The 21,514-nt window shown below is 67.8% G+C and carries 21 protein-coding genes and 2 pseudogenes; 18 read left to right on the top strand and 5 right to left on the bottom strand.

Annotation, left to right across the window (positions count from 1 at the left end; genetic code table 11):
* From ACM14_RS11395 to ACM14_RS11415, 5 genes and pseudogenes are all read left to right on the top strand, one after another.
* Positions 1–187, top strand: a pseudogene (locus ACM14_RS11395) (protocatechuate 3,4-dioxygenase); the annotation flags it as partial.
* Positions 188–269: 82 nt separating this feature from the next.
* Positions 270–1,229 (top strand): Gfo/Idh/MocA family oxidoreductase, encoded by a 960-nt coding sequence (locus tag ACM14_RS11400; protein WP_012206246.1) that lies wholly within the window; start codon positions 270–272, stop codon positions 1,227–1,229.
* 51 nt (positions 1,230–1,280) lie between these two features.
* Positions 1,281–2,165 carry a 4-hydroxyphenylpyruvate dioxygenase gene (locus tag ACM14_RS11405; protein WP_012206245.1) on the top strand — a complete coding sequence of 295 codons (885 nt, stop codon included), beginning with the start codon at positions 1,281–1,283 and terminating at the stop codon, positions 2,163–2,165.
* 65 nt (positions 2,166–2,230) lie between these two features.
* A complete protein-coding gene (locus tag ACM14_RS11410; protein WP_065346192.1) occupies positions 2,231–3,127 on the top strand; it encodes a sugar phosphate isomerase/epimerase in 897 nt (298 codons plus the stop codon).
* Between the two features lie 72 nt (positions 3,128–3,199).
* Positions 3,200–4,225 (top strand): aldo/keto reductase, encoded by a 1,026-nt coding sequence (locus ACM14_RS11415; RefSeq protein ID WP_065346193.1) that lies wholly within the window; start codon positions 3,200–3,202, stop codon positions 4,223–4,225.
* A gap of 16 nt (positions 4,226–4,241) precedes the next feature.
* Here ACM14_RS11415 and ACM14_RS11420 read toward each other — a convergent pair whose 3' ends face one another.
* On the bottom strand, positions 4,242–4,679 hold the full coding sequence (locus ACM14_RS11420) for a DUF4440 domain-containing protein (protein WP_254662033.1): 438 nt from the start codon (positions 4,677–4,679) through the stop codon (positions 4,242–4,244).
* Positions 4,680–4,696: 17 nt separating this feature from the next.
* The gene (locus ACM14_RS11425) at positions 4,697–5,467 is read right to left on the bottom strand and encodes an IclR family transcriptional regulator C-terminal domain-containing protein (protein WP_012206241.1); all 771 of its coding nucleotides are present in this window, start codon (positions 5,465–5,467) and stop codon (positions 4,697–4,699) included.
* 196 nt (positions 5,468–5,663) lie between these two features.
* On the opposite strand from ACM14_RS11425, the gene ACM14_RS11430 reads away from it, so the two are divergent.
* The 6 genes from ACM14_RS11430 (at position 5,664) to ACM14_RS11455 (ending at position 12,108) form a co-directional block, all read left to right on the top strand.
* The gene (locus tag ACM14_RS11430) at positions 5,664–7,058 is read left to right on the top strand and encodes an MFS transporter (protein WP_065346195.1); all 1,395 of its coding nucleotides are present in this window, start codon (positions 5,664–5,666) and stop codon (positions 7,056–7,058) included.
* Between the two features lie 48 nt (positions 7,059–7,106).
* Positions 7,107–7,940: a shikimate dehydrogenase gene (locus tag ACM14_RS11435; protein WP_065346196.1), complete on the top strand. Its 834-nt coding sequence runs from the start codon at positions 7,107–7,109 to the stop codon at positions 7,938–7,940.
* Between the two features lie 91 nt (positions 7,941–8,031).
* Positions 8,032–9,183, top strand: a complete 1,152-nt coding sequence (locus tag ACM14_RS11440) for a porin (RefSeq protein ID WP_065346197.1) — start codon at positions 8,032–8,034, stop codon at positions 9,181–9,183.
* An 11-nt stretch (positions 9,184–9,194) separates the two neighbouring features.
* Positions 9,195–10,253 carry a Gfo/Idh/MocA family protein gene (locus ACM14_RS11445; RefSeq protein WP_063325662.1) on the top strand — a complete coding sequence of 353 codons (1,059 nt, stop codon included), beginning with the start codon at positions 9,195–9,197 and terminating at the stop codon, positions 10,251–10,253.
* 55 nt (positions 10,254–10,308) lie between these two features.
* Positions 10,309–10,746: a type II 3-dehydroquinate dehydratase gene (gene aroQ / locus ACM14_RS11450; protein ID WP_065346198.1), complete on the top strand. Its 438-nt coding sequence runs from the start codon at positions 10,309–10,311 to the stop codon at positions 10,744–10,746.
* Between the two features lie 84 nt (positions 10,747–10,830).
* Positions 10,831–12,108: an MFS transporter gene (locus ACM14_RS11455; protein WP_065346199.1), complete on the top strand. Its 1,278-nt coding sequence runs from the start codon at positions 10,831–10,833 to the stop codon at positions 12,106–12,108.
* Positions 12,109–12,114: 6 nt separating this feature from the next.
* On the opposite strand, the gene ACM14_RS11460 is transcribed toward ACM14_RS11455, so the two are convergent.
* On the bottom strand, positions 12,115–12,771 hold the full coding sequence (locus ACM14_RS11460; protein WP_012206234.1) for a GntR family transcriptional regulator: 657 nt from the start codon (positions 12,769–12,771) through the stop codon (positions 12,115–12,117).
* Positions 12,772–12,959: 188 nt separating this feature from the next.
* On the opposite strand from ACM14_RS11460, the gene ACM14_RS11465 reads away from it, so the two are divergent.
* From ACM14_RS11465 to ACM14_RS11475, 3 genes are read left to right on the top strand one after another with little or no spacing between them, the layout of a single operon-like run.
* Positions 12,960–13,838 (top strand): NAD(P)-dependent oxidoreductase, encoded by an 879-nt coding sequence (locus ACM14_RS11465; protein WP_084027353.1) that lies wholly within the window; start codon positions 12,960–12,962, stop codon positions 13,836–13,838.
* Positions 13,839–13,885: 47 nt separating this feature from the next.
* Entirely contained in the window at positions 13,886–14,872 is a 987-nt protein-coding gene (locus ACM14_RS11470) for a tripartite tricarboxylate transporter substrate binding protein (protein ID WP_012206232.1), read from the top strand.
* Positions 14,873–14,912: 40 nt separating this feature from the next.
* Positions 14,913–15,587 (top strand): RraA family protein, encoded by a 675-nt coding sequence (locus ACM14_RS11475; protein WP_065346201.1) that lies wholly within the window; start codon positions 14,913–14,915, stop codon positions 15,585–15,587.
* Between the two features lie 55 nt (positions 15,588–15,642).
* On the opposite strand, the pseudogene ACM14_RS32040 reads toward ACM14_RS11475, so the two are convergent.
* Positions 15,643–15,795, bottom strand: a pseudogene (locus ACM14_RS32040) (DUF6616 family protein); the annotation flags it as partial.
* A gap of 68 nt (positions 15,796–15,863) precedes the next feature.
* Here ACM14_RS32040 and ACM14_RS11480 point away from each other — a divergent pair.
* Positions 15,864–17,357 carry a M17 family metallopeptidase gene (locus ACM14_RS11480; protein WP_065346202.1) on the top strand — a complete coding sequence of 498 codons (1,494 nt, stop codon included), beginning with the start codon at positions 15,864–15,866 and terminating at the stop codon, positions 17,355–17,357.
* 115 nt (positions 17,358–17,472) lie between these two features.
* On the top strand, positions 17,473–19,143 hold the full coding sequence (locus ACM14_RS11485) for an ABC transporter substrate-binding protein (protein ID WP_065346203.1): 1,671 nt from the start codon (positions 17,473–17,475) through the stop codon (positions 19,141–19,143).
* A gap of 2 nt (positions 19,144–19,145) precedes the next feature.
* Here the strand turns inward: ACM14_RS11485 and dmeF are convergent, their stop codons facing one another.
* Positions 19,146–20,180, bottom strand: a complete 1,035-nt coding sequence (gene dmeF / locus ACM14_RS11490; protein ID WP_065346204.1) for a CDF family Co(II)/Ni(II) efflux transporter DmeF — start codon at positions 20,178–20,180, stop codon at positions 19,146–19,148.
* A gap of 45 nt (positions 20,181–20,225) precedes the next feature.
* Between dmeF and ACM14_RS11495 the strand changes: the two genes are divergently transcribed.
* Positions 20,226–20,501 (top strand): metal/formaldehyde-sensitive transcriptional repressor, encoded by a 276-nt coding sequence (locus ACM14_RS11495; protein WP_026062191.1) that lies wholly within the window; start codon positions 20,226–20,228, stop codon positions 20,499–20,501.
* A gap of 127 nt (positions 20,502–20,628) precedes the next feature.
* Positions 20,629–21,498 carry a DMT family transporter gene (locus ACM14_RS11500; protein ID WP_065346205.1) on the top strand — a complete coding sequence of 290 codons (870 nt, stop codon included), beginning with the start codon at positions 20,629–20,631 and terminating at the stop codon, positions 21,496–21,498.
* Positions 21,499–21,514: the final 16 nt, after the last annotated feature.

Genomic DNA, 21,514 nt, shown 5'->3' on the forward strand with positions numbered 1-21,514 from the left:
GATGCCGCATATCGACTACGTGCGCGAGGCTGGCTCCGAAGGCATCGAGCTGGTGATGTGGCTGATCGCGCGCGGCGCCATGGCCGATGTGGATGGCCCCGCGCCGCTGCCCAAGGTCAACCACCGCTTCTACCATGTGCCCGCGTCCAATACGGCCGTGGGACATCTCATCCTGGAGAACGGCTGAGGCCCCCACGTTCATCACTGCGTGTATTCACTGCCCCCCGAGGGGGCCTTCGCCTCCTTGAGGCGGCTCTACGGAGACTCATATGAGCAACAAGACCATCAAAGTCGCCCTGGCGGGCGCCGGTGCCTTCGGCATCAAGCACCTGGACGGCATCAAGAACATCGACGGCGTTGAAGTCGTCTCCCTGGTGGGCCGCGAGCTGGCCAAGACCCAGGAAGTGGCCGACAAGTACGGCATCAAGCATGTGACCACCGAGCTGGCCGACAGCCTGGCCCTGCCCGAGGTGGACGCCGTCATTCTGTGCACGCCCACGCAGATGCATGCCGCCCAGGCCATCGAATGCCTGAAGGCCGGCAAGCATGTGCAGGTGGAGATCCCGCTGGCCGACAGCCTCAAGGACGCCCAGGCCGTGGCCGATCTGCAAAAGCAGACCGGCCTGGTGGCCATGTGCGGCCACACGCGCCGCTTCAACCCCAGCCACCAGTGGGTGCACAAGAAGATCGCGGCCGGCGAGTTCAACATCCAGCAGATGGATGTGCAGACCTACTTCTTCCGCCGCACCAACATGAACGCGCTGGGCCAGGCCCGCAGCTGGACCGATCACCTGCTGTGGCACCACGCTGCCCACACCGTGGACCTGTTCGCCTACCAGGCCGGCAGCCCCATCGTGAAGGCCAATGCCGTCCAAGGCCCCATCCATCCGGAGCTGGGCATTGCCATGGACATGAGCATCCAGCTCAAGGCCGCCAATGGCGCCATCTGCACGCTGAGCCTGTCGTTCAACAACGACGGCCCGCTGGGCACCTTCTTCCGCTACATCGGCGACACCGGCACCTACATCGCGCGCTATGACGACCTCGTCAACGGCAAGGAAGAGAAGATCGACGTCTCCAAGGTTGATGTCTCCATGAACGGCATCGAGCTGCAGGACCGCGAGTTCTTCGCCGCCATCCGCGAAGGCCGCGAGCCCAATTCCAGCGTGGCCCAGGTCCTGCCCTGCTATCAGGTCCTCCATGATCTAGAGCAGCAACTGCAGGCCTGACCCGCCCGGCGAGCCGTCGCAGCGCACCATGTTTCCATCCGGAGTACCGCAATGACCGATTCCTCCTCCAGCAGCCGGGAAGACGTGCCCGAGGCGTCCAATCGCCTCGGGATCGACGGCATAGAGTTCATCGAGTACACGACCAGCCAGCCCCAGGCCCTGGGCCAGGTGCTGGAGGGGCTGGGTTTTCGCCCCGTGGCGCGGCACCGCTCGCGCGAGGTGACGCTGTACCGGCAGGGGGACATGAACCTGGTGGTCAATGCGGGCGCTGCCGATGCGCTGGCCAATGCCGCCTCGGACGGGCAGCCCGTCATCTCGGCCGTGGCGCTGCGCGTGCAGGATGCCCTGCAGGCGCATACGCGCTGCATCGAGCTGGGAGCCTGGGCGGCGCCCAGCCAGGCCCAGGCGATGGAGCTGCACATCCCGGCCATCCACGGCCCGGGTGGCAGCCGCTTCTACTTTGTCGATCGATGGCAGGAGTTCTCCATCTATGACATCGATTTCAAGCCCATCGCCGGGGCCGATCCCCATCCACCGGCGCTGGCCGGCCTGGGCTATTTCGGCGTGGTCCAGTACATAGGGCGTGGCCGCAGCGCCGACTGGATCACCTACTTCGAACGCATGTTCGACTTCCACCTGCTGCCCGACGCGCAGCGCTTCGGCATCCTGCCCAAGGGCAAGCTCATGCGCAGCCCCTGCAAGCGCTTCCTGTGGCAGCTCATCGAGCCCGATCCGGGCCTGGAGTGGGACGACATGCCCGAGCGCCTGCAGCGCATCGGGCTGGGCACCACCGACGTGCCTGGCGCCGTGCAGGCGCTGCGCCAGCGCGGCGTGGAGTTCGTGGAATCGAGCCGCCTGCACCCCGATGACCGCGGCGCGCTCACGCGCAACGCCATGGGCACCGTGGTGTTCGAGCTTGTGCACCGCGACGCCTAGCGCAAAGCCTGGCGCGCCGCCGTCCGATTCAACCGCCGATACACACAACGATCCTGGAGGGCAACATGGGCTTGCTGGACAGCTATGGCATGGACACCATCACTCTGAATGGCTCGCTGGAGGCCAAGCTCGACGCCATCCGGCGCGCGGGCTTCACCCAGGTCATGCTCAGTGCGCGCGACCTGGCCGGCCATCCGGGCGGCGTCAAGGCGGCAGCGGCGGCCGTGCGCGCCAGCGGCCTGCGGCCCACGGGCTTTCAGGTGCTGCGCGACTTCGAGGGCCTGTCCGACCACCTGCACCACTACAAGGTGGACATCGCCAAATCCATGCTGGAGATGTGCGCCGAGATCGGCAGCCCCGTGCTGCTGGCCTGCTCGTCCACTTCGCGCCATGCCACGGGCGATCTCGACGTGATTGCGCGCGACCTGCGCAAGCTGGCCATGCTCGGCATTCCGCTGGGCGTGAAGATCGCCTACGAGGGCCTGTCCTGGGGCCGCTCCGTCAATGAGTTCACCACCAGCTGGGACGTGGTCTGCCGTGCCGACACGTCCAATCTGGGCATCGGGCTGGACTCCTTCCATATCCTGGCCGCCAAGACGCCGCTGGACGCGCTGGAGCTGATCGACCGCGACAAGATCTTCCTGGTGCAGCTGTCCGACTTCATGTGGCACGACGCCCCCACCTTCGAAGAGCGCATGGCCACGGCGCGCACCTTCCGCGTGTTCCCGGGCGAGGGCGTGCACAGCGAGCGCCTGGCCGACCTGGTGCTGCGCCTGGACCGCCTGGGCTACCGGGGCGACTACAGCTTCGAGGTCTTCAACGACGACTACCAGCAACTGCCGCTGGACACCGTGGCCGAGCGTGCGCGCCGCAGCGCCCTGTGGCTCAACGACGACGTGCTGCACCGGCCCGTGCCGCTGCCGGCCTGGGCGCGCACGGGCGTGAGGGGCACGTCGGTTTGACGGCAAAATGGGCCTTCGACATTGCAAGGGAGCGCTGGCCGCTCCCTTGCTTCTTTTCCCTGTGAGAAAACCATGACCAACCTGTCCACTCGCCACCTGGGTCCCTTCTCCGTCAGCGCCGTCGGCCTGGGCTGCATGAACCTCAGCCACGCCTATGGCCATCCGCCGTCGCCCGAGCAGGGCAAGGCCGTGCTGCATGCGGCGCTGGACGCCGGTGTCACGCTGTTCGACACGGCGGCGCTGTATGGCTTCGGCGCCAACGAATCCCTGGTCGGCCCCGTGCTCAAGTCCCACCGCAACCACATCACCCTGGCCAGCAAATGCGGCATGGCCGGCGTGCGCGGCGACGACGGCGTGGTGCGCCGCGTGATCGATGGCCACCCCAGGACCCTGCGCCGCAATTGCGAAGACAGCCTGCAGCGCCTGGGCACCGATGTCATCGACCTCTACTACCTGCACCGCTGGGACCGCCGCGTGCCCATCGAGGAATCGGTGGGCGAGATGTCGCGCCTGGTGGAAGAGGGCAAGGTGCGCGCCCTGGGCCTGTCCGAGATCGGCGCCGACGCGCTGCGCCGCGCCCATGCCACCTTCCCCATCGCCGCGCTGCAAAGCGAGTATTCGTTGTGGTCGCGCAATGCCGAGCTGGGCACGCTGCAGGCCTGCAAGGAACTGGGCATTGCCTACGTGGCCTTCAGCCCGCTGGGCCGCGCCTTCCTCACGGGCAAGCTCCAGGAGGTCGAGGGCCTGGTCAAGGGCGATATCCGAGCCGCCATGCCGCGCTTCGCGCCCGAGGCCTATGCGAAGAACCTGCAGCTGCTCGCGCCCATGCAGTCCATTGCCGAGCGCGCCGACTGCACGCTGGCCGAGCTGGCCATCGCCTGGGTGCTGCACCAGGGCGAGCATGTGATTGCCCTGCCGGGCACCACCAGCGTGGACCACCTGCACGAAGACCTGCGCGGCGGCGCCGTGCGCCTGGATGCGGCCCTGCTGGCCGAACTGGACGACCTCTTCAAGCCCGAGCGCATCCAGGGCGACCGCTATGCCGTGGCCTCGCAACGCGAGGTGGATACGGAAAAGTACGCGTTCGAGACCGTCTGAACACGCCGCAGGCCGCTCATGGCATGGATGCGGCCAGGTCGAATGGCGCCGTGGGCGTGCCCTGGTGGAAGCGCATCTGCCAGCCCCGGGCCGTGCGCAGCCAGACCGAGGAGCGCAGCGTATGCCTGCCGGCCGTTCCATCCTCGGCCTCGCTGGCCGAGCGGTAGGTCAGCAGCGCGCTGTCCGGCCCCAGGCGCGTCAGGGCAAAGCCGCCTGACACCAGCCGGGCAGGGGCCTGTGCTGGCAAGGCGGCTGCCAGGCTGTCCACGGTGGCGGCCCGGTCGTGCACGCCGCCCGATCGGCCGAACTCCAGAAAGTCTTCATGCAGCAGCGCCTGCAGCTGGCCTGCGTCCGAGCGCACCTGCGGATCGTGCAGCCGCACTTCCAGTGCCTGCAGATGCTGCAGCAGACGGTCGTCGCCGCCATGCATGTCCAGGTCAGGAAGTTGCGCCATGGCCATGTTGTTCACCATCAGATCAGATCCCTCATCGCCTGCGCCGTCTCGCGCAGCATGGGCAGCACGCGCGCCACGGCGTCCTTGCCGGTTTCGCGGCCCATGGGCATGGTGATGTTGAGGGCGCCGGCCAGCGCGCCGTGGCGGTCGCGCAGCGGCACGGCAATGCCGCGCGAGTCCAGGTTGAGCTGCTGCTCGCACAGCGCCCAGTCCTGGGTGCGGATCAGGGCCAGCTCGCGGCGCATTTCGGCGGGGCAGGTGATGGTGTGCGAGGTGAAGACCGTCAGCGCGCGGTTGTCCAGCCAGTGCTCCAGCTCGGCGTCGCTGCGCATGGACAGCATCAGCATGCCGGCCGCCGTGACCTGGGCCGGCACGCGCGCGCCCAGCACGTAGCCGGTGTTCATGTTGCGGTTGGGGCCGTTGCGCGCGATGTAGACCACCTCGTCGTCGTCCAGCACCGCCAGGTAGGCGGTTTCATGGGTGCCGGCCGCCACGCGCTGCAGAAACGGCTGGACGATGCGCGGCAGCCGCGCCGACTCCAGGTACGACTGCCCCAGCCGCAGCACGCGCGGCGTGAGCCAGAACAGCTTGCCGTCCCCCGCCACGTAGCCCATGTGCTGCAGCGTCAGCAGGTAGCGCCGCGCGGCGGTGCGCGTCATGCCCGTGCGCTGGCCGGCCTCGGCGGCCGTCATGCGCGGGTGGGCGTCGTCAAAGGCTTCGATGATCGATACGCCGCGTTCCAGTCCGGCAATCCAGTCGCGCTGGGCGAGGGTGGAAGGTGTTGTCATGACGGTTTTGATTTTTCCGTATTAACCCTGGGTGCGTGCGATTATCGAACAGCGCGGTGCGATCAGCGCACATGCCCCTGGAAATTGGCTTGGGCAGATCCATAGGCGGGAACTACATTTTTTACATCCCGCTGGCCTGGCCGCAAGCATCCATCACGTGCCGCAGCGGGGATCTTTTGCCCGGAAGAGACAACACATGAGCGCAACACCGGTACATACGCAGTCAACGCAGCACCAACCCAGGAAGGCCGCCACCAGCGGCTGGATAGGCTCGGCCCTGGAGTACTACGATTTCTTCATCTACGCCACGGCTGCGGCGCTGATCTTTCCGCAGATCTTCTTTCCGCAGGGTGATCCGGCGATTGCCATCATCGCCTCGCTGGCCACCTATGGCGTGGGCTATGTGGCGCGGCCCATCGGCGCCTTCGTGCTGGGCCACCTGGGCGATACGCACGGGCGCAAGCAGGTGCTGGTGTGGTGCATGTTCCTGATGGGCTTTTCCACCATCGCCGTGGGGCTGCTGCCCACCTACGACCAGGTCGGCCTGTGGGCACCGGCGCTGCTGGTGCTGATGCGGCTGATCCAGGGCTTTGCGGTGGCCGGCGAGATCTCGGGCGCCAGCTCCATGATCCTGGAGCATGCCCCGTTCGGGCGGCGCGGCTTCTTCGCCAGCTTCACGCTGCAGGGCGTGCAGGCCGGCCAGATCCTGGCAGCGGCCGTGTTCCTGCCGCTGGCGCACTACATGCCCACCGAGCAGTTCAACAGCTGGGGCTGGCGCATTCCCTTCATCCTGAGCTTCGTCGTCATCATCGCGGGCTGGATCATCCGCCGCGAGGTCAACGAAACCCCGGCCTTCACGGCAGCAGGCCGCAGCGAGGCGCGTCCGCGTTCGCCCGTGGTCGAGGCCTTCCGCCACCATTCGCCCGACATGCTGCGCGTGGTCTGCATGGCGCTGATGAACGTGATCCCCGTGGTGGCCACCATCTTCGGCGCGGCCTACGCGGTGCAGCCCGCCTACGGCATCGGCTTCGCCAAGGACATGTACCTGTGGATTCCCGTGGTGGGCAACATCGTCGCGGTGCTGGTGATCCCCATGGTGGGCAACCTGTCCGACCGCATCGGCCGGCGCCCGCCCATCATCTTCGGCGCGCTGCTGTCCGGGCTGCTGGCCATCGGCTACCTCTACGCCATCAGCACGCGCAACATGCCGCTGGCCTTCGCCATGTCCATCCTGATGTGGGGCGTGGTCTACCAGGGCTACAACGCGGTGTTCCCCAGCTTCTACCCCGAGCTGTTCCCGACCCGCACACGCGTCTCGGCCATGGCCATCTCGCAGAACGTGGGCACGGCCATCACCGCCATGCTGCCCGCGCTGTTCACGGCCGTGGCGCCTCCGGGATCCCAGAACATCTGGCTGACGGTGGGGCTGATCGCCTTCGGCATCACCGTGGTCGCAGCGCTGGCCGCCTGGAGCGCCCGCGAGACCTACCGCGTGCGCATGGAGGATCTGGGCGAGGCCGGTGCGCAGCCTGTGGACCCCGCCGAGTACGAGCGCCTGCGCACCCAGGCCCTGGCCCAGTCCGGCCGTTGAATTGCACACGCCACATTCCGCCAACCCAAGCATCCGAAAGCCCAGGGAATGATTTCCGGAAAAACCACCCTCATCGCGCACATCGGCGACCCGACCGAGACCTTCAAGTCGCCCATGATCTACAACCCATGGTTCGACGGCCGGGGCATAGACGCCTGCGTCGTGCCCATGGGCGTGAAGGCGGCGCATTTCGCGCCGGACTTCGCGGCCATCATGCGTTTCACCAACCTGCGCGGCGCGCTGATCACCATGCCGCACAAGGTGTCCGTGGTGGACCTGGTGCACGAGGTCACGCCTGCCGTGCACATTGCAGGCGCCTGCAATGCCGTGCTGCGGCGCGAGGACGGCTCGCTGCTGGGCGACCAGTTCGACGGCGCAGGCTTTGTGCGCGGCGTGCTGCGCAAGGGGCGGCAGCTGCAGGGCGCGCGGGTGCTGATTTCCGGGGCGGGTGGCGTGGGCTCGGCGATTGCCGCCTCGCTGGCGGCGGCCGGCGTGGGCGAGCTGATGCTGTTCGACACGCGGGACGAGAGCGCGCAGGCCCTGGCCGGGCGGCTCGCTGCCTACTACCCGAGGATGAAGGTGGGCACGGGCTCCAGGGACCCGCAGGGCTTTGACGTGGTCGTCAACGCCACGCCGCTGGGCATGAAGGACGATGACCCGCTGCCGTTCGATGTGCAGCGCATTGCGCCCACCACCTTTGTGGGCGAGGTGGTGATGAAGTCCGAGTTCACGCCCCTGCTGCGCGCCGTGCGCGACAAGGGCTGCGACTTCCAGGTGGGCACGGACATGCTGTTCGAGATGATTCCCGCCTACCTCGAATTCTTCGGCTTCGGCAGCGCCACGCCCGACGAGCTGCGCGCCACCGCCCACATCTCCTACTGATCCAGCCGACAGACAACCGGCCCTGAATGCGTCCAGGGCAGGGCGCAGCCACGCCCGAAAAAGCATTTTTCACAGAGAAGGAGACAAGACCATGCAACAGCAAATGCACCAGACACCGCGAGTGCCGCAGCGCGGGGCCCTTCGCATCCTGGCCCTCGCCACCGTGCTGGGCGCCTGGGGCGCGGGCGCCCACGCCCAGTCCTCGGTCACCATCTACGGCAGCGTGGACCAGTACATCAACCACATGCGCAGCAGCTCGGGCGCATCCATGACCACGCTGGAGGACGGTGCCCTGCTGCGCAGCCGCCTGGGCTTTCGCGGACAGGAAGACCTGGGTGGCGGCCTGTACGCGAAGTTCCAGCTGGAGATGGGCATCAACGCCGACAACGGCACGCAGGCCGACAGCACGCGCGGCTTCGACCGCCAAAGCTGGGTGGGCCTGGGCGGCGGCTGGGGCGAGGTGCGGCTGGGACGGCAGAACACCGTGATCTTCGGGCGCGGCGACTACATCGACTTCACCTCGCGCACGTTGGGATCGATGGTCAACAACTTCGGCGTGCCCTCGCGCTTCGACAACGACATCTCCTACACCTCGCCGCGCATGGCCGGTGTCCTGTTCGAGGCCCACTACGCCATGGCCGAGACCGGTGCTCCAGCGCGCCAGGCCATCTACCAGCTGGGCCTGGACTACCTGCACGGCCCCTACCGCGTGGGCTATGCGGGGCTGTATGCGCGTGCGCCGCAGAGCGCGGCCTATACCGACGCGGTCCGCTACGACAACCTCTACGCCAACTACGACTACGGCAAGGGCAAGGTCCAGCTGGCCTTTGTGCGGTCCAACAACAGCACGGCGGGCTCGGCGGGCAACAACACGGGCACGGTGCTGGGCAATGTGGGCGGGCTGGTGGCGGGCACGAATGCCGATGTGCGGCGCTTCTACCGCGTCTGGCAGCTGTCGGCCGACTACCGCGTGACGCCGCAGCTGCGCGTGGGCGCGCTGTGGGGCCGCATACAGGATGGCTCGGACAGCGGGCGCGGCGCATCGGGCGGCGCGGTCGCGGCCTACTACGACCTGTCCAAGCGCACCATGCTCTACGCGGTGGCCGAGCAGTTGAAGAACGACCGCAATGCGGGCTTTAGGCTGGCGGCCTCGGGCGGCATGAAGCCCAACTTCACATCGGCCGACGACGTCAACGGCCGCACCATCAAGGGCGTGCAGCTGGGCGTGCTGCACCGCTTCTGAGGGGGCATGCCATGGCACAGCTGCACCCGCTTCGCATTGCCGTGGCCGGCGCCGGCGCGATCGGCCAGGCCCATATCGCCGCCATCGGGGCCCAGGCGGACTGCCGTCTGTCCGCCATCGTGGACCCGGCGCCCGCAGCCCGGGAGCTTGCCCAAAGGGCCGGAGTGCCGCTGTGGCGCGACCTGGGCGAGCTGATCGCCCATGACCGGCCCGACGCCGTGGTGCTGGCCACGCCCAACCGCCTGCATGCCCCGCAGGCGGCGCAGTGCATGCATGCGCGCCTGCCCATCCTGCTGGAAAAGCCCGTCACCTCCACCGTGGCCGAGGCACAGCGCCTGGCCGCGCTGGCCGAGCGCAGCGGCGCCCGCGTGCTGGTGGGCCACCACCGCGCCCACAGCCCGATCATGGCGCGGGCCGCGGCCCTCATTGCCCAGGGGCGGCTGGGCCGCCTGGTGGCCGTGACCGGCGCGGCCCTGTTCTACAAGCCGGACGCCTATTTCGAGGAAGGCCCCTGGCGCCGCGAGGCCGGGGGCGGCCCCATCCTGCTCAACATGATCCACGAGGTCCACAACCTGCGCATGCTGTGCGGCGACATCGTGGCCGTGCAGGCCTTCGCCTCGCATGCCACGCGCGGTTTTGCCGTGGAAGACACGGTGGCCATCAACCTGCGCTTTGCCAGCGGTGCGCTGGGCAGCTTTGTGCTTTCGGACACGGCCGCCAGCGCGCGCAGCTGGGAGCAGACCTCGCAGGAGAACAAGGCCTATGCCAGCTATGAGGACGAAGACTGCTACCTGGTGGCGGGCACCTTCGGCTCGCTGGCCATACCGAGCATGCGGCTGAAGACCTATGCATCGGCCGGGCAGCGCTCCTGGAATGAGCCCTTCGACCTGGATGTGGCCGCCGTGGAGCGCGAAGACCCGCTGGTGCGCCAGATGGCGCATTTCGCGCAGGTGGCGCGCGGCCTGGCGCAGCCCCTGGTCAGCGTGCACGATGGCCTGCGCAACCTGCAGATCACCGAGGCCATTGCAGAGGCTGCCCGCATGGGCGCCGCCATCGACACCACGGCGTGACCCGAACACCACCGGCGCGCATCCTCCATCCATGACATCGAGCCACGGAGCCACCATGAAAAAGATCCTGATGCTGCACGGCATCAACCACAACATGTTCGGCCAGCGCGACCCTGCCCAATACGGCACGGTCACGCTGGCCGAGATCGACGCCTCGCTGCGCAGCCTGGGCAGCCAGCTGGGCTGCGAGGTGGACAGCTTCCAGACCAATTGCGAAGGCGCCATGTGCGATCGCATCCACCAGGGCTTTCGGGACGGCGTCGATGGCGTGCTCATCAACGCCGGCGCCTGGACGCACTACAGCTACGGCATCCGCGACGCGCTGGCCATGCTCACCGTGCCCGTGGTGGAGATCCACATGAGCAACATCCATGCGCGCGAGCCCTTTCGCCACCACTCGGTGTTTGCCGACATCGCCCGGGGCCAGATCTGCGGCTTCGGCGCGGAAAGCTATCTGCTGGGCCTGCGGGCCGTACTGTCCGCCGTCGCATAGGATGCATGGCGCGCAACTGGCCATGTATCGTCCTTCGAACTCCCTCGCTCGACGCGCTGCATGCCGTGACCAGGCTTCATTGAGATGAACTTCGCCGATCCCGGCCCGCGCCGCTCCGTTTCCTTCCTCCTGCTGCTGCCGCTGCTGCTGGCCGCGCAGCCGGTCGCCACCGATGGCTATCTGCCGGCGTTGCCCGAGATCGCGCGCGACCTGGGCTCGGCCAGCAGCAGCCTGACCGTGTTCATGCTGGCCTTCGGTGTCGCCCAGCTGGTGTGCGGGCCGCTGGCCGACCGCTTCGGGCGCCGGCCCGTTCTGCTGACGGGTTTGGCCTGCTACACGGCAGCGGCGGCAGGCTGCGCGCTGGCGGGCAGCGCGGACGCACTGGTGGCCTGGCGCGCCGTGCAGGGCGCGGCCATGGCTGCCATCCTGGTGTGCGCACGGGCTGCGGTGCGCGACCTGTATCCGGCCCATGAAGGGCCGCGCATCATGGCCCGCGGCCTGATGGGCCTGGGGCTGGTGGCCCTGGTGGCGCCGATTGCCGGTGCATGGGGAGTCCAGGCCACCGGCTGGCGCTGGGTGCTGGTGGCGATGGGCGTCTACTCGCTGGCTTTGCTGGCACTGTGCTGGCGCACTTTCAGCGAGACGCGGCAAGCGCCAGCGGAGTCTTCCCCGGTCCTCGCATCCGTACCCGTATCCGTATCCGTATCCGTATCCGTATCCGTATCCGCTGGCGGTGTGCGCCAGGTGATCGCCGACCCCGGCTTTTGCGCCTGGACGGCACTGGCCGCAGCCACCTACGGCGGCATCTTCTGCTTTTTGCTGCTGTCGCCGATGGTGTACGTCGACCTGTTCGGCCTGTCGCCCGTGCTCTACGGCTGGATTCCAGCGGGCGGCTCGCTGGTCTACATCCTGGGCATCACATGGTGCCGGCGCCTGCTGTCGCGCCACGGGCCGGTGCGCACGGTGCAGCTGGGCGCTTCGCTCAGTCTGCTGGGGCCGTGCATCCAGATCGCCGGCTGCGTGCTGGCGCCGGCCTCGCCCGTTCCACTGCTGCTGGGGCACGCGGTGTATGCGCTGGGCCATGGCCTGCACCAGCCTTGCGGCCAGGCGGGCGCGGTGGGTGGCCTGCCGCCGCAGCTGGCCGGGCGGGCCGTGTCGTGTTCGGGCTTCGCGATCATGTGCGTGGCCTTCTGCGCCGGCCAGCTGGCGGCGCAATTTGTCGATCCGACGATGCGCCACGGTGCCTGGCCGATGGTGTTGCCCATGGCGCTGGCAGGCGTTGTGCTGGTCCTTATCGCCTTTGTCTGGCTGCCGTGGCTGTACCGGTTGCGGTCAGCGCAAAGGGTTCAGCCCCGGTCATGACACTGTTCATGCATCCGCGCGGTATTCCCCCCGATGCTTCATGAACCGGTGGTAGGACATGCGCAGGTGCAGCTGCATCACCTGGCGTGCCAGCTCTCCATCCCTGGCACGTATGGCGATCACCAGGTCGCAGTGGTGGTGCAGGCTTTGCACCAGCTCTTCGGGCGTGTAGATGTAGAACGACCGCTTGATGATCGGCATGTCGATCATCGTCGCCAGCATGGTCTTGAGGCGCGGCGAGCCCGATGCCTCGATCAGCGCGTGGTGAAAATCCCGGTTGGCTGACTGCACCTCGCCAATGCCGTCGTGGCCAGCGGCAATGCCGGCCTCCATGCGCTGGTTGCTGGCCTCCAGCTCATCGGCCAGCCCCTCGCCGCCGCGCGTGGCCGCGAGGAACGAGGCGTACGGCTCCAGCAGCATGCGCAGCTGGAAGGTCTCCTCCACATCCCAATCGCTCCACTCCGACACGCGGATACCCTGGCCCGCGCCATCGGTGGCCAGGCCATCTTCCACCAGGCGGTGCAGCGCATTGCGCACCGGCGTGCGGCTCAGTCCCAGGTCGCGGGCAATGGGCTCCTCCTTGAGCTGTTCGCCGGGTCGGTAGTGGCCGCCGATGAGCCGCTGCCGCAGAACCTCGTACGCCTTGTCTTTCACGTTTTGCACTGTGTTTGCACCAGGTGGGTGGGGATGGTGCGCCGATTCTAGGTGACGACGGAGGGGCTCGCTGCGCTGCGCTTCATTCGAAAAAATACAAAACAAGTACAAATATTCGCAGTTCTACGGGAAATCTCTATGGATAGATCGGAGGTGCACTCCATAGACTGCGCTCAATGTTTTAAATTTGTACTTTTATGAAGTTCGCAATACTGGGTGGTGGAATGGTCGGCGCCTGCTACATGCAGGCCTTTGTGGAGCAGGGGCACAGCCTGGTGGGCCTGTGCGACCTGCAGCCCAACGCTGCGGTGGCCGACGCCGTGCAGGCCGCTGGTGCGCAGGTGCATACCGCGCCCGGTGCCTGGCTGGCCGAGGCCGACGTGGTGGTGAGCGCCGTGTTCGGCACCGTGGCGCGCAGCCTGTTCGAGGCCTGCCTGCCCCATCTGCGCGATGGCGTGGTCTATGTGGACATGACCACGGCCGACCCGCAGGAGATGCGCGAATGCGGCGAGCTGGCCCGGCGCGTCGCCCAGGGCAGGGCGGTGCACTTCGTGGACGTGGCCATCACCGGCGCGGTCAACCTGGGCGGCAGGAAGACGCCGCTGCTCGTGGCCGGTGGCAAGGCCGGTTTTGTACAGGAATTGTTCTTGCCCTTTGGCGGCTGCGTTCGCGTGGTGGGCGGACAGCCGGGCGATGCCGCCGCGCTCAAGCTCCTGCGCAGCATCTACACCAAGGGGACCGAGGCGCTGGCCGTGGAGTGCCTGGTGACGGCCCAGCAGATGGGCCTGCGCGAGCAGCTGCATGCCGTGCTGCAGGACATCGACGAGACACCGCTGCGCACGCTGATGGAGTCCATGGTGCGCACGCACATCCCGCATTCCGCACGCCGCCGCAACGAGGTGGCCGAGGCCCGGCAGCAGATGGCCCGCAACGGCCTGTCGCCCATCGCCTCGCCCGCCGTCGAGGCGCTGTTCGCCGCCACGGCCCGGGCGCATGCGGCGCAGCCGTTCACCGGCACCTCCACCGACGAGGCCATCGATTGGCTGGGCAGCCACGTGCTCGCCAGCCAAGCCTGATCAACGTACCCCTGCGCCAACCGACACCACCAAAGGAGACATCCGCAATGACGACCCCGACCCGACGCCGCCTGGCCCTCGCCGGCCTGCTGGCACTGACCGCTGCCGCCATGGCCCCGGCCCATGCCCAGGGCACCTATCCGCAGCGGCCCATCAGGTTCATCGTGCCCTTTCCGGCCGGTGGCGGCACCGACAACCTCACGCGGCTGGTCGGCACCAAGCTCACCGAGGCCCATGGGTGGGCCATCGTGGTGGAGAACAAGCCCGGTGCCGGTGGCAACCTGGCCCTGGACCAGGTGGCCAAGGCCCCCGCCGACGGCCTGACCCTGGTGATGGCGCAGACCGACAACGTGGTTCTCAACCCGCTGCTGTACTCCAAGCTCACCTACAACCCCGACAAGGACCTGCGCGCCGTGGCCCTGGTCGCAGCCGGCCCGGCCGTGCTCGTGGTGAATGCCGATTCGCCGTACAAGTCCCTGGACGACATCGTCCAGGCGGCGAAGAAGGACCCCGGGCGCCTGAGCTTTGCCACGCCGGGCACCGGCACCATTTCGCACCTCATCAGCGAGGCCTGGCAGAAAAGCTCGAATGTGAAGTTCACCCACGTGCCGTTTCGCGGCATGGCGCAGGCCATGCCCGACCTGCTGGGCGGGCGCATCGACATGTACATGGGCTCCGTCCCCACGCTGCTGTCGCACATCCAGTCGGGCAAGGTGCGCGCCATCGGCGTGACCACCGCGAGCCGCTCCAAGCTGCTGCCCGACGTGCCGACCTACACCGAATCCGGCATCAAGGGCGTGGAGCTGGCCAGCGTGTGGGGCGTGATGGCCCCGGCCGGCACCTCCGACGCCATCGTCAAGCAGCTCAACGAAGCCATCAACAAGGTGGTGAACGCACCCGACACGGCCAGGAAGATCGCCGACTCCGGCGCCGAACTCATCACCGGCACACCGCAGGACATGGCCAGGCTCTACGCCAGCGACCGCGCACGCCTGGCACCCATCGTCAAGAGCTCTGGCACCACGCTCGATTGAGCGGCACGGCTTTCATCCCATCCACTCTGAGAACCACACCATGATCGGTCTTCAAATTCTGAAGCGGCAACGCGCTGTCAGCCTCGATATTGCCAGGCGCTATCTCGACGTGCCTGTTGCCAACGTCAGCGACTGCATGGCCCGCATGACGGCTGGCGGCGCGCGGCTGCGCCCCATGCACGGCGGCGGGCGCATGGCAGGCCCCGCGTTGACCATCAAGACACGCCCGGGCGACAACCTCATGCTCCACAAGGCACTTCAACTGGCCAGCCCAGGTGACGTGATCGTGGTGGATGCGGGGGGCGACCTCACCAACGCACTCATCGGAGAAATCATGGTCGGAGACGCCATGCGTCGCCAGCTGGGCGGCATCGTGATCAATGGCGCGATCCGGGATGCGGCATGGATTCGTGCTGGCAGCTTCCCGGTATTCGCCGCGGGCGTCACGCACCGCGGACCCTACAAGGACGGCCCGGGCGAAATCAATGTGCCTATTGCCATCGATGGCATGGTGATCGAGCCCGGTGACCTCATGATTGGCGATGACGATGGCTTGCTGTGCGTACCGCATGCGCAGGCGCAGGCCCTGCTGGATGCAGCACACGGAAAGCAGGTCGTTGAGGCCAAGATGGTGGCCGACATCGCTGCCGGTACCTACAGCGCGCCATGGATCGACGAGACGCTCAAGCGTCTGGGGTGCCCGATTCAGCCGTAGCGCCGGTGTGGCATCACCCATACAGCACCCATCCAGCACCCATCGCTCGTCCGCCTCAGGCCTCGGCCAGCGCCTTCTGATGGCTTTCCAGGCCACCCGTGCCGCTGGCCGCGTTCACATGGTCGAAGTAGCCGTACCAGCCGCTGGCCTTGATGCCCGTCAGCAGGGCATCGCGCGCGGCTGTATCGGGAAAGCGCCAGATGCGCATATCCATATGCGGCAGGCTTGTTTGCGATAGCCGGGCTGGCCTTTAGGCTGGCGCGCTTTGACCACGCCATGTCCAGCCCCATCACAACTGTCCATTCCGATTCCCGTCCCGGCGCCTTTGCCATTTCATCCCAACCCGCCACGGCGTTGCACCGTGCCACGCCCGCCACGCTGGCGGCCGTGCTGGAGCAACTGCCCCCGGCCCAGGCCCGATGGGCGCGCGCCGCAGGCTTTGATGCGCAGCCGGGCCGCATGCTGCTGTTGCCCGGCATGCAGGCTGAAGTGCAGAGGGAAGGGCAGGGCGATGGCACTGCCCTCGCTGGCGTGCTGGTCGGCGTGGACCCGGATCAGCCGCTGTGGCAGCTGGCCGGCCTGCCGGCTGCGCTGCCGCCCGGCACCTACACGCTCACCGATGCGGATGAGGCTCAGAGGCCGCATCTGCTCCTGGGCTGGGCATTGGGCGCGTTGCCATCGACCCGCCAGGCGCGGCAGTCGGATGCGGCAACCGTTCCATCACTCGCTCTATCACTCGCTCGGTTGGTGGCAAGCCCCGATGAGCAGGCCGCTGTTGCGCCAATGGCCGCAGCCATTGGCGAGGTGCGGCGGCTGGTCAACCTGCCTGCCAACCAGCTGGGTCCCGAACAGCTGGCCCAGGCCGTGTCCGACCTGGCCGCGCGCCATGGAGCGCGCTACCGGCAATGGGTGGGCGACGAACTGCCTGCCGCAGGCTTTGCCCTGGTGCACGCCGTGGGTCGGGCAGCGGCCCAGACACCGCGCGTGGCCGAGCTGACCTGGGGCGATGCCGCGCTGCCCCATGTGGTGCTCATCGGCAAGGGCGTGTGCTTTGACTCCGGCGGGCTGGACCTCAAGCCCGCCGCAGGCATGCGCTGGATGAAGAAGGACATGGGCGGCGCCGCGCACGCCCTGGCCCTGGCCGATCTGCTGATGCAGGCGGGCCTGCCCATCCACCTGAAGCTGCTGGTGCCTGCGGTGGAGAATGCCGTGGGTGCCGGTGCGCTGCGGCCCGGCGACATCATCGAGGCCGGAGACGGCCGGCGCGTGGAGATCGAGAACACCGATGCCGAAGGCCGGCTCCTGCTGGCCGATGCGCTGCACCACGCCATTTGCAGCGCGCCCACGCCGCCCGCGCTGCTGATCGACCTGGCCACGCTTACGGGCGCTGCGCGCACGGCGCTGGGGCCGGACCTGCCCGCGCTGTTCAGCAACCATGACGGCTGGGCCGAGGCCCTGCTGACCCAGGGCCGCGCGCAGGCCGACCCGCTGTGGCGCCTGCCCCTGTGGGCCCCGTACCGCCGCATGCTCCGTTCCGACCAGGCCGACCTGCTCAACGCCGCCAGCACGCCACAGGGCGGCGCCATCACGGCTGCGCTGTTCCTGGAGAGCTTCGTGCCGCCCGAGCTGCCCTGGCTGCACCTGGACCTGTTCGCCTGGAATCTGGAGGAGCGCCCCGGCCGGCCCAGGGGCGGCGAGGCCCAGGGCCTGCGCGCGCTGTACGCCCTGCTGTCGCAGCGCTTTGCATCTGCGCGCAGCGCATTTGCATAGGCGCAATCGGGCTTTGCGGCGGGCTGGTGGCTCCACACAATCGGCCGTCTGGTGCAGCCGGCGCGGCACCCGCCGCCGCCTTCCTGCGATCTTGTTCCGGCTGCCAGGACACTTCATGACCCAAAGACGCTTCCTGCCTCGCCTTTCCCTGCTGCGCACCCACTTGCGCACCCTGCGAACTTCCGCACTGCTTCCCGCCCTGGCCGCAGCCCTGCTGTGCGCACCGCCCGCCCAGGCCGAAACCCTGCGCTGGGCGCGCTCCACCGACGCATCCACGCTGGACCCGCATGCGCTGAACAACGGCCCCAACCACAACCTGCTGCACCAGATCTACGAGCCGCTGATCATCCGCACGGCCGATGGCAAGCTGCTGCCCACCCTGGCCACGTCCTGGGCGCTGACTGCCGACCCCTCGGTCTGGGAGTTCAAGCTGCGCAAGGGCGTGAAGTTCCATGACGGCAGCCTGTTCACGGCCGACGACGTGCTGTTCTCGCTGCGCCGTGCGCGCTCGGCCACCTCGGACATGCGCTCGCTGCTGACCTCGATCACCGACGTGACCAAGGTCGATGCCTTCACCGTGCACATCAGGACCAACGGGCCCAACCCGCTGCTGCCGGCCAGCCTCATCAACATCCAGATCCTGAGCGCCGCCTGGGCCAAGACCCATGGTGCCGAGCAGCCGCAGAACGCGCTGGCCAAGGAAGAGAACTACGCCACGCGCAACGCCAACGGCACGGGGCCCTACGTCATCGCCTCGCGCGAGCAGGACACGCGCACCGTGCTGCGGCAGTTTCCCGGCTACTGGGGCAAGGGGCTGTTCCCGCTGGAAATCGACGAACTGGTCTACCTGCCCATCAAGTCCCAGGCCACGCGCGTGGCGGCGCTGCTGTCGGGCGAGGTGGACTTCGTGCAGGACCTGCCCATCCAGGACATTGCGCGCCTGAGCGCCGACCCGCGCTTTCGCATCAACCAGGCCGCCGAGAACCGCACCATCTTCCTGGGCCTGAACGTGGGCGCCGCCCCGCTGTCGCATTCCGATGTGAAGGACAAGAACCCGCTGGCCGACCTGCGCGTGCGCCAGGCCTTCCAGCTGGCCATCGACCGGCAGGCCATACAGCGCGCCGTGATGCGCGGCCTGTCCGTGCCCACCAACATCATTGCGCCGCCCTTTGTGCACGGCTACGAGAAATCCTTTGGCGCCGTGGGCAAGGCCGACCTTGTCCAGGCCAGGAAACTGCTGGCCGAGGCCGGCTATCCCAACGGCTTCGGCATCACCCTGCATTGCACCAACGACCGCTACCTGAACGACGAGGCCATCTGCCAGGCCATCGCCGGCTTTTTGGGCCGCATCGGCGTGAAGACCGCCGTGTCGTCCCGGCCGCTGGCCATCCAGACGGCGGCCATCAACAACCAGGAAACGGATTTCTACCTCTACGGCTGGGGCGTGCCCACCTATGACTCGGCCTATGTCTTCGACTACCTGGTGCACACGCGCGGCAAGAACGGCCGGGGCAACACCAATGCCACGCGCTACAGCAATGCCGAGCTGGACAGCCAGATCGTCTCCCTGGCCTCCGAGGGCGATGCGCGCAAGCGCGATGCCACCATCCACTCCATCTGGAGCACGGTGCAAAAGGAGCTGATCTACCTGCCGCTGCACGACCAGATCCAGACCTATGCCATGGTGCGCAAGTTCGACATCCCGGTGAATCCGTCGAACACGCCGTACTTCAAGCTGTTCAAGCAGCCCGGTGCGCGCCAGGCTGCGGTGGCCGGCGCGCAATAGGCTCAGTGTGTCGCAGCCGGCTGCGGCCGGTTGACCTCCACCGTGACGTGGACCAGTTCCTCGTGCACGCCCAGCAGCTGGCGCACGGCATCGGGGTCCACGCCTGCGGGCGCGTCCAGCGCCACGATGCAGGCGTAGCGCGCCTTGCCCACGCGCCAGACATGCAGGTCGGAGATCTGCGCGGCAAACGGCGCCTGGGCGATGGCCTCACGCACCTCGCGGACCACGGGGGCGTGCATCTCGGCGTCCAGCAGCACGCGGCTGCTGTCGCGCAGCAGGCCCAGGGCCCATGCCGCCACCAGCACGGCGCCGGCCAGGCCCATGGCCGGGTCCAGCCATCCCAGGCCCCAGGCCATGCCGCCGAACAGGGCGGCGATGGCCATCACCGAGGTGGCGGCATCGGCCAGCACATGCAGGTAGGCCGAGCGCAGGTTGAGATCGCCGTGGTCGTCATGGTCACCGTGGTCGCCGTGATGGCGGTCGCCCGCGTGGCCGCCGTGCGCATGCCTGCCGTGCCCGTGGTGATGTCCGTGGTTGTGACCGTGACCATGGTGATGCCCGTGCCCGCCCTTCAGCAGCCAGGCGCAGACCAGGTTGACCAGCAGGCCCAGCGCGGCCACGCCCAGGGCCTGCTCGTAGTGGATGGGCGAGGGCGAGAACAGGCGCTGCACCGACTGCCAGGCCATGCCGCCCGCCACCAGCAGCAGCAAGATGGCGCTGGTGTAGCCGGCCAACACCTCGATCTTCCAGGTGCCGAAGGCAAAGCGCGTATCTCCCGCCAATCTGCGCGCGGCCGCATAGGCGCCAGCTGAGAGCCCCAGCGCCAGCGCGTGCGATCCCATATGCCAGCCATCGGCCAGCAGCGCCATGGAGTTGAATCCGTACCCGCCTGCGATCTCCCCGACCATCATGGCCGCCGTCAGCCCCGCAGCCAGCATGGCACGGCGCTCGCCCAGCGGGTTGCCTTCGTCGAAACGGTGTGAATGCTGCCTGGGGCTGGCGCCGCCAGCGGTCGAGAGGGATGGAATGCTGCGCATGCAGATACTGTACCCCAGTATGTGCAGGCGCCTAGAATGGCCCTCATGGCACATACGATTCAGAACAAGAAGCGCTTGCTCACGCGCATCCGCCGCATCCAGGGCCAGGCCCAGGCGCTGGAGCGCGCGCTCGAGGCCGAGCACGACTGCGCGGCCATCCTCCAGCAACTGGCAGCCGTGCGCGGCGCCGTCAACGGCATGATCTTCGAGGTGCTCGAAGGCCATGTGCGCACCCATCTGGCCGATGGCACGGCCGGCGGCCAGGCCCGTGATGACGACGTGGACCTGGTGCTGTCGGTGATGCGCTCGTACATGAAGTGATGGCCGGCCCTGCCGCGGGGCCGCGCATTCATGAGCGCGATTGCGCAATCGCCGCACAGGTCTCAGCAATGCCTGCAGCCATCGCTCCTACGCTTGCACCCTTGTCAATGCAGGAGTGCAGGCGGATATGGACTGGATGGTGTTGGGGCTGCTGGCCGGCCTGGTGTTGGGGGCATATGACTTTCTGACCAAGCTGGCGCTGGGGGAAAAGTCCGTGCTGGAGGTGGTGTTCTGGTGCTCGGCGCTGGGCGCGCTGCTGTGGCTGCCTTTCGTGGCGATGGGCGATTCCTCGTCCGCCGCGCTGGACCTGCGCCAGCAGATGCTGCTGCTGCCCAAGTCGCTGATGATGGTGGCCACCTGGGTGCTGTCGTACTACTCGGTGAAGGCCTTGCCGCTGTCCATCTCTGCGGGCGTGCGTGCCAGCGGGCCGCTGTGGACGGCGCTGGGCGCGGTGCTCCTGCTGTCCGAGCACCTGGGCTGGTGGCAATGGCTGGGTCTGGCGGTGTCCATGGCCTCGTACTACCTGTTCTCCCTGGTCGGCCGGAAGGAGGGCATAGGCTTTGGCCGCAATCTCTGGGTGCTGTGCATGCTGGCGGCCACGCTGCTGTCTTCGGCCAATGCCCTGTACGACAAGCACATTCTGGCCACGCTGCGCATGGACCTGGTTGCCGTCCAGGCCTGGTCTGCGCTGCAGCGCGGCGCCCTGGCCTTGCTGCTGTTGCCCTGGATCTGGCGCGGGCTGGAGCTGCGCAGCCTGCTGGGGCGCAACTGGGCCGTGCCCGCCATTGCGCTGGCCTATGTGCTGGCCGAGTCCATCTACCTGGCCGCCGTGCAGATGGAGGGCGCGCAGATTGCCGTGATCTCGGTGCTGCGCCGCGCCAATCTGGTCATGGTGTTTGCGCTGTCGGCACGGTTCTTTGCCGAACGCCATCTGCGGCCCAAGGCGGCGGCCATGGCGGGCGTGCTGCTGGGCATTGCGCTGACCATGGCGCGCTGAGGATGTGGGGGCGTGA

The organism is Delftia sp. JD2, from assembly GCF_001682645.1.
In the GTDB taxonomy this organism is placed as follows: domain Bacteria; phylum Pseudomonadota; class Gammaproteobacteria; order Burkholderiales; family Burkholderiaceae_C; genus Comamonas; species Comamonas acidovorans.

Bases quoted from the DNA above. Each gene is read 5' to 3' on its own strand.
- ACM14_RS11400 (WP_012206246.1), top strand. From the start codon at position 270: ATGAGCAACAAGACCATCAAAGTCGCCCTGGCGGGCGCCGGTGCCTTC.
- ACM14_RS11405 (WP_012206245.1), top strand. From the start codon at position 1,281: ATGACCGATTCCTCCTCCAGCAGCCGGGAAGACGTGCCCGAGGCGTCC.
- ACM14_RS11410 (WP_065346192.1), top strand. From the start codon at position 2,231: ATGGGCTTGCTGGACAGCTATGGCATGGACACCATCACTCTGAATGGC.
- ACM14_RS11415 (WP_065346193.1), top strand. From the start codon at position 3,200: ATGACCAACCTGTCCACTCGCCACCTGGGTCCCTTCTCCGTCAGCGCC.
- ACM14_RS11420 (WP_254662033.1), bottom strand. From the start codon at position 4,679: ATGGCGCAACTTCCTGACCTGGACATGCATGGCGGCGACGACCGTCTG.
- ACM14_RS11425 (WP_012206241.1), bottom strand. From the start codon at position 5,467: ATGACAACACCTTCCACCCTCGCCCAGCGCGACTGGATTGCCGGACTG.
- ACM14_RS11430 (WP_065346195.1), top strand. From the start codon at position 5,664: ATGAGCGCAACACCGGTACATACGCAGTCAACGCAGCACCAACCCAGG.
- ACM14_RS11435 (WP_065346196.1), top strand. From the start codon at position 7,107: ATGATTTCCGGAAAAACCACCCTCATCGCGCACATCGGCGACCCGACC.
- ACM14_RS11440 (WP_065346197.1), top strand. From the start codon at position 8,032: ATGCAACAGCAAATGCACCAGACACCGCGAGTGCCGCAGCGCGGGGCC.
- ACM14_RS11445 (WP_063325662.1), top strand. From the start codon at position 9,195: ATGGCACAGCTGCACCCGCTTCGCATTGCCGTGGCCGGCGCCGGCGCG.
- aroQ (WP_065346198.1), top strand. From the start codon at position 10,309: ATGAAAAAGATCCTGATGCTGCACGGCATCAACCACAACATGTTCGGC.
- ACM14_RS11455 (WP_065346199.1), top strand. From the start codon at position 10,831: ATGAACTTCGCCGATCCCGGCCCGCGCCGCTCCGTTTCCTTCCTCCTG.
- ACM14_RS11465 (WP_084027353.1), top strand. From the start codon at position 12,960: ATGAAGTTCGCAATACTGGGTGGTGGAATGGTCGGCGCCTGCTACATG.
- ACM14_RS11470 (WP_012206232.1), top strand. From the start codon at position 13,886: ATGACGACCCCGACCCGACGCCGCCTGGCCCTCGCCGGCCTGCTGGCA.
- ACM14_RS11475 (WP_065346201.1), top strand. From the start codon at position 14,913: ATGATCGGTCTTCAAATTCTGAAGCGGCAACGCGCTGTCAGCCTCGAT.
- ACM14_RS11480 (WP_065346202.1), top strand. From the start codon at position 15,864: ATGTCCAGCCCCATCACAACTGTCCATTCCGATTCCCGTCCCGGCGCC.
- ACM14_RS11485 (WP_065346203.1), top strand. From the start codon at position 17,473: ATGACCCAAAGACGCTTCCTGCCTCGCCTTTCCCTGCTGCGCACCCAC.
- dmeF (WP_065346204.1), bottom strand. From the start codon at position 20,180: ATGCGCAGCATTCCATCCCTCTCGACCGCTGGCGGCGCCAGCCCCAGG.
- ACM14_RS11495 (WP_026062191.1), top strand. From the start codon at position 20,226: ATGGCACATACGATTCAGAACAAGAAGCGCTTGCTCACGCGCATCCGC.
- ACM14_RS11500 (WP_065346205.1), top strand. From the start codon at position 20,629: ATGGACTGGATGGTGTTGGGGCTGCTGGCCGGCCTGGTGTTGGGGGCA.